The organism is Kitasatospora sp. NRRL B-11411 (assembly GCF_000721345.1).
GTDB classification, from domain to species: Bacteria; Actinomycetota; Actinomycetes; order Streptomycetales; family Streptomycetaceae; genus Kitasatospora; species Kitasatospora cineracea.
Window position 1 is genome coordinate 1 of record NZ_JOGH01000232.1, and the last position, 4588, is coordinate 4588.

The 4588-nt window shown below is 75.4% G+C and carries 6 protein-coding genes; 3 read left to right on the top strand and 3 right to left on the bottom strand.

All coding sequences use genetic code 11. The features are described 5' to 3' along the window. Positions 1-105: 105 nt before the first annotated feature. Complete coding sequence (locus tag IH44_RS0139245) at positions 106-732, top strand: C39 family peptidase (protein WP_232795271.1); 627 nt, start codon at positions 106-108, stop codon at positions 730-732. Between the two features lie 79 nt (positions 733-811). Here IH44_RS0139245 and IH44_RS0139250 read toward each other — a convergent pair whose 3' ends face one another. Further along, positions 812-1666 (bottom strand): hypothetical protein, encoded by an 855-nt coding sequence (locus IH44_RS0139250; RefSeq protein ID WP_030464648.1) that lies wholly within the window; start codon positions 1664-1666, stop codon positions 812-814. Positions 1667-1976: 310 nt separating this feature from the next. On the opposite strand from IH44_RS0139250, the gene rpe reads away from it, so the two are divergent. Beyond that, complete coding sequence (gene rpe / locus IH44_RS0139255; RefSeq protein WP_030464649.1) at positions 1977-2660, top strand: ribulose-phosphate 3-epimerase; 684 nt, start codon at positions 1977-1979, stop codon at positions 2658-2660. Positions 2661-2807: 147 nt separating this feature from the next. Continuing rightward, on the top strand, positions 2808-3767 hold the full coding sequence (locus IH44_RS0139260; RefSeq protein WP_030464650.1) for a pirin family protein: 960 nt from the start codon (positions 2808-2810) through the stop codon (positions 3765-3767). Positions 3768-3785: 18 nt separating this feature from the next. On the opposite strand, the gene IH44_RS0139265 is transcribed toward IH44_RS0139260, so the two are convergent. Then, positions 3786-4382, bottom strand: coding sequence for an O-methyltransferase (locus IH44_RS0139265; RefSeq protein WP_030464651.1), 597 nt, complete (start codon positions 4380-4382; stop codon positions 3786-3788). A 60-nt stretch (positions 4383-4442) separates the two neighbouring features. After that, positions 4443-4562: an LPXTG cell wall anchor domain-containing protein gene (locus IH44_RS49930; RefSeq protein ID WP_369795054.1), complete on the bottom strand. Its 120-nt coding sequence runs from the start codon at positions 4560-4562 to the stop codon at positions 4443-4445. Between the last annotated feature and the right edge of the window lie 26 nt (positions 4563-4588).

The window sequence follows — 4588 nt, forward strand, 5'->3', positions numbered from 1 at the left end:
GCGGTGGTCCGCGCGGTCGGGGCGGGGGTGGGGCGGTGGGGGTGTTTGCCGGTGTCGCGGACGGGGCTCCGGGGGAACCGGGCGGAAGTGCGCCAGGATGACCGGGTGAAGCCGATCAGCCATCAGGTCCCCTACTACTCCCAGTGGGAGTCGCCCGAACTCGTGCCCGACATCCTGGACGGCACGCTGCGGGCCGCCGACGACCCGCTGTGGGAGCGTTCCGGTGCCGCGAACGAGGACGAGTACGAGTACTGGTCGTGGCGGCTGTGCGGGATGGCCTGCCTGCGGATGGTGCTCGACCACTGGTGGGGCGTCGCCCCGGCGGCCGTCCGGCTCGCCGAGGAGTGCCAGCAGGCGGGGGCGTACGTCCGGCACCCCGACGGGCGGCTCGACGGGTTGATCCACGCCCCGTTCGCCGCGTACGCCCGCACCCGCTGGGGCCTGCACGCCGAGGCCGTCAGCCCGCTGCCCGCCGACCGGGTCGCGGCCGAACTCGGCGAGGGGCGGCTGCCGATGCTCTCCGTCCACCCCGGCATCCGCACGCTGGCGCCCGAAGTGCCGCGCACCGGCGGCCACCTGGTGCTCGCGGTCGGCGCCGACGACGAGGCGCTGCTGATCCACAACCCGTCGGGCTTCCCGGACGGCTCGCAGCGCGCCGCCCGGGTGCCCTGGGGCGACCTGGAGCGCTTCTACTCCGGCCGCGGCATCGTGCTCGGCCCGCCTCCGTACTGAACCCCCGTGCTGGCCCCCGTGCCGGCATCTGCACTGGCCTTCGTGTCGAGGGGACGGCGGGCGGGCGGTGGAGGGGGTGTCAGGCCGCGTTGGGGAGGCCGATCGGGGTGGTCGGGGGGAGGTCGGCGCGGCAGGCGGCGGAGATCGGGCGCAGGGCGGTGACGAGTTCGTCCAGCTCGGAGCGGTGGAAGTGGGTCCAGACCCGGGAGGCGGCGAGGTCGGTGGCGCCCTCCAGGGCGAGGTGGCGGCGGCGGCCCGCGAGGGTCAGCGTGCCGTCCGGGCTCAGCCACTCGCGCTCGATCAGGCGGGCGGTGGCCTCGTCCCACTCGGTGTCGCTCCAGCCCCGGTGCGGCTGCAGGTTCTCGCGGCGGGTGTCGAGGGCGCAGCGGACCACCAGGGCCTCGCAGCCGTCGAGGCCCTCGGTGACCAGGGCGGCGACGTGCCCGTCGCCCCGGTGCTCGCGCAGCACGGTGGTGGCCTGCCACAGCCGGGCCAGGCGGCCCTCCGGGCGGGGGAGGTCGGCGTTCGCGGCGGCCAGCACGCGCCCACAACAGTCCAGGCCGTCGACGGCGCGCTCTAGCAGCTCCACCGAACGGTCGATCAGATCCGGCTTCACGTCCACCAGGACGCGCCGCAGCGCGCCCGTCGCCCCCGCGACCCGGGCCTCCAGCGCCTGCTCCGGGCCGGCCAGCGACCAGACCTCCGGCAGCGCCCGCTCGACCATCTGCGGCGCGAAGTTGAAGAACGCGGCCACCACCGGCGCCGCGTCCACCGCGCCCAGCGGCGCCGAACGTCCGCCGAAGTAGCCGCGCCAGTAGCCGCGCAGCCCCGCCGCCTCGTACGCGGCGCGGGCCTCCGGGGAGAAGTAGGTGAGGGCGTGGACGGGCTCGAACAGCCACCAGAGGGCACGTGCGGGGTGGACGACCTGGGTCATCGGACGCCTTTCGTGAGGGGCGAGCAGCGCGTTGGTTCCGCCTGCTCCGGAGCCTGCCAGAGCGGGCCGACCCCGGGAAGGGGAAGTGTTGCGGGCGTGTGAACACTTCGCGGGCGAGCGGGCGAGCGGGCGAGCGAGGAGGCGTGCGGGCGTGTGAACGCTTCGCGGGTGGGCGGGTAGGTGGGGTAGGTGGGCGGGCGGGCGGACGTTGCGGGGGCACTCCTCCGGCGGGGGCGTCCAGGGGCCGGGGGATGATGGTCGGGAGCGGTCGCACCGGCCGCCCGCACCGAACCGTGAAGGTACCCTCGCCATGGCGCAGATCAACCCCAGCATCCTGTCCGCGGACTTCGCCCGCCTCGCCGACGAGGCCGAGGCGGTGCGCGGCGCGGACTGGCTGCACGTCGACGTGATGGACAACCACTTCGTCCCCAACCTCACGCTGGGCGTGCCGGTCGTCGAGTCGCTGGCCCGCGCCACCGACACCCCCCTCGACTGCCACCTGATGATCGAACAGCCCGACCGCTGGGCCCCGCAGTACGTCGAGGCCGGCGCCGGCTCCGTCACCTTCCACGTCGAGGCCGCCGCCGCCCCCGTCCGCCTGGCCCGGGAGATCCGCGCCAAGGGCGCCCGCGCCTCGATGGCGCTGCGCCCCGCCACCCCGATCGAGCCCTACGAGGACCTGCTGCCCGAGCTCGACATGGTGCTGATCATGACGGTCGAACCCGGCTTCGGCGGCCAGTCGTTCCTCGACATCATGCTTCCCAAGATCCGCCGCACCCGGCAGCTGATCGACAAGCACGGCCTCGACCTGTGGCTCCAGGTCGACGGCGGCGTCGCCGCCGGCACCATCGAAGCCTGCGCCGAGGCCGGTGCGGACGTGTTCGTGGCCGGCTCCGCGGTGTACGGCGCCGCCGACCCGGCCGAGGCCGTCCGCGGACTGCGCGCCCAGGCGGCGGCGGCCAGCGCGGACGCCTGGTGGGCGTGCAAGCACTGACCGTGCGGAAGCCGCCGTGTGCCGTTCCGTGAAGCGCCCGGGCGTTCGTCCGGGCATTTGTCCGGGCGTCCGGGGGTGCTTCTCGGGCGGCGACGCGCGGCCCTCGGTAACCGGGGACGGCGGGGCGGGCGGCCGATACTGGCGGTCATGAGCAACCTCGACCGGAAACCCGCCCCGGCGGTCTGCGGGCGGCAGGCCGCCACCGGCCCCGTCAAGGACCTGCTGACCGGGCGTCACGTCCCGCTCGGCGAGTCCACCGTGGTCCGGCGGCTGCTGCCCAACCTCGGCCGCCGGATGGTCGGCGCCTGGTGCTTCGTCGACCACTACGGCCCCGACGACATCGCCGACGAGCCCGGCATGCAGGTGCCGCCGCACCCCCACATGGGCCTGCAGACCGTCAGTTGGCTGCACGAGGGAAGCGTCCTGCACCGGGACAGCCTCGGCAGCCTGCAGACCGTCCGCCCCCGCGAACTCGGCCTGATGACCTCCGGCCGGGCCATCTCGCACTCCGAGGAGTCCCCGCGCGCGCACGCGCCGCTGCTGCACGGCGCCCAGCTCTGGGTGGCGCTCCCCGACGCGCACCGGCACACCGAACCCGCCTTCGAGCACCACCCCGAGCTGCCCGTGGTCACCGCCGGCGGCCTGCGCGCCGACCTCATCCTCGGCACCCTCGACGGCGCGACCTCGCCCGGCACGACCCACACCGCCCTCACCGGTGCCGACCTCACCCTCCGCGAGGGCGCCGCCCACCGCCTCCCGCTCGACCCGGGCTTCGAGTACGCGGTCCTCGCCATGACCGGCTCCGTCGACGTCGACGGCGTCCTCGTCGAACCCGGTTCGCTGCTCTACCTCGGCTGCGGCCGCCGCGAACTCCCGCTGCGCGCCCGCACCGACGCCGCCCTGCTGCTGCTCGGCGGCGAACCCTTCGAGGAGCGCCTGGTCATGTGGTGGAACTTCGTCGGCCGCTCGCACGAGGAGATCGCCCGGGCCCGGGTCGACTGGGAGAGCGGCGCCCGCTTCGGCCAGGTCCACGGCTACGACGGCGAGCGGCTGCACGCCCCGCAGCTGCCGCCGGTGCCGCTGAAGCCGCGCGGGCGCGAGCGCTGAGCGGGCGCCGGGGGAGGTTCAGGGGCGGCGGGTGGCCAGCAGGGTGGCGAAGTCCGGGGCGAGGCGGATCTCGGTGGTGAGCAGTGCCGGGTGGTCGTACCAGGTGGTGCGGCCGGTGTCGGGTGCGCCCCGGTAGGTCGGCGGCCAGGCGGTGAGCGGAGTGAGGTCGTCGACCACCAGGGTGCCGCCGGGGGTGAGCAGTTGCTCGGGGTCGGCGGCCGCGGACTGCTTGCCGTTGCCGCCGCCGTCCAGGACCAGCAGGTCGAACGGGCCGTGCCGGTCGATCAGCGTCCAGTCGCCGTGCAGGACCTCCAGGTCGGGCACGTCGGCGAACAACTCCCGTACTGCGGCGACGCGTTCGGGCTCCCGTTCGACGCTCACCACCCGGACGCCCGGCCGCCGCCCGGCGAGCAGCCAGGCCAGGCCGACGCCGCAGCCGGTGCCGGTCTCGCCGATCCGGCCGGTCGCGCCCGCCGCGAGGGCCTGCAGCAGCCGTCCCTGCTCCGGGCGGCAGGACTGGGTGAAACCCAGCCGGGCGGCCAACTCGACGGCCCGGGCGACGGGTTCGGGGAGGGCGGCGGTGTCGGTGTAGGCGGCGGTGCCGAGGACTGACATACCGTCACACTAGCGTGGCTCAGGGTGACGGTATGTGGGGGGTGGGGCGGGGAGTCGGTGTCAGCGACGGCGGCGGGAGTAGACGAGCGCTCCGACGCCCAGGGTGCACAGGCCCAGCGCGGCGGCGGCGGCCAGGCCCAGGGGGCGGCCGTCGGTACCGGTGTCGGGCAGCGGGGCCAGGGTCGGGGTCGGGGACGGGTGAGTGG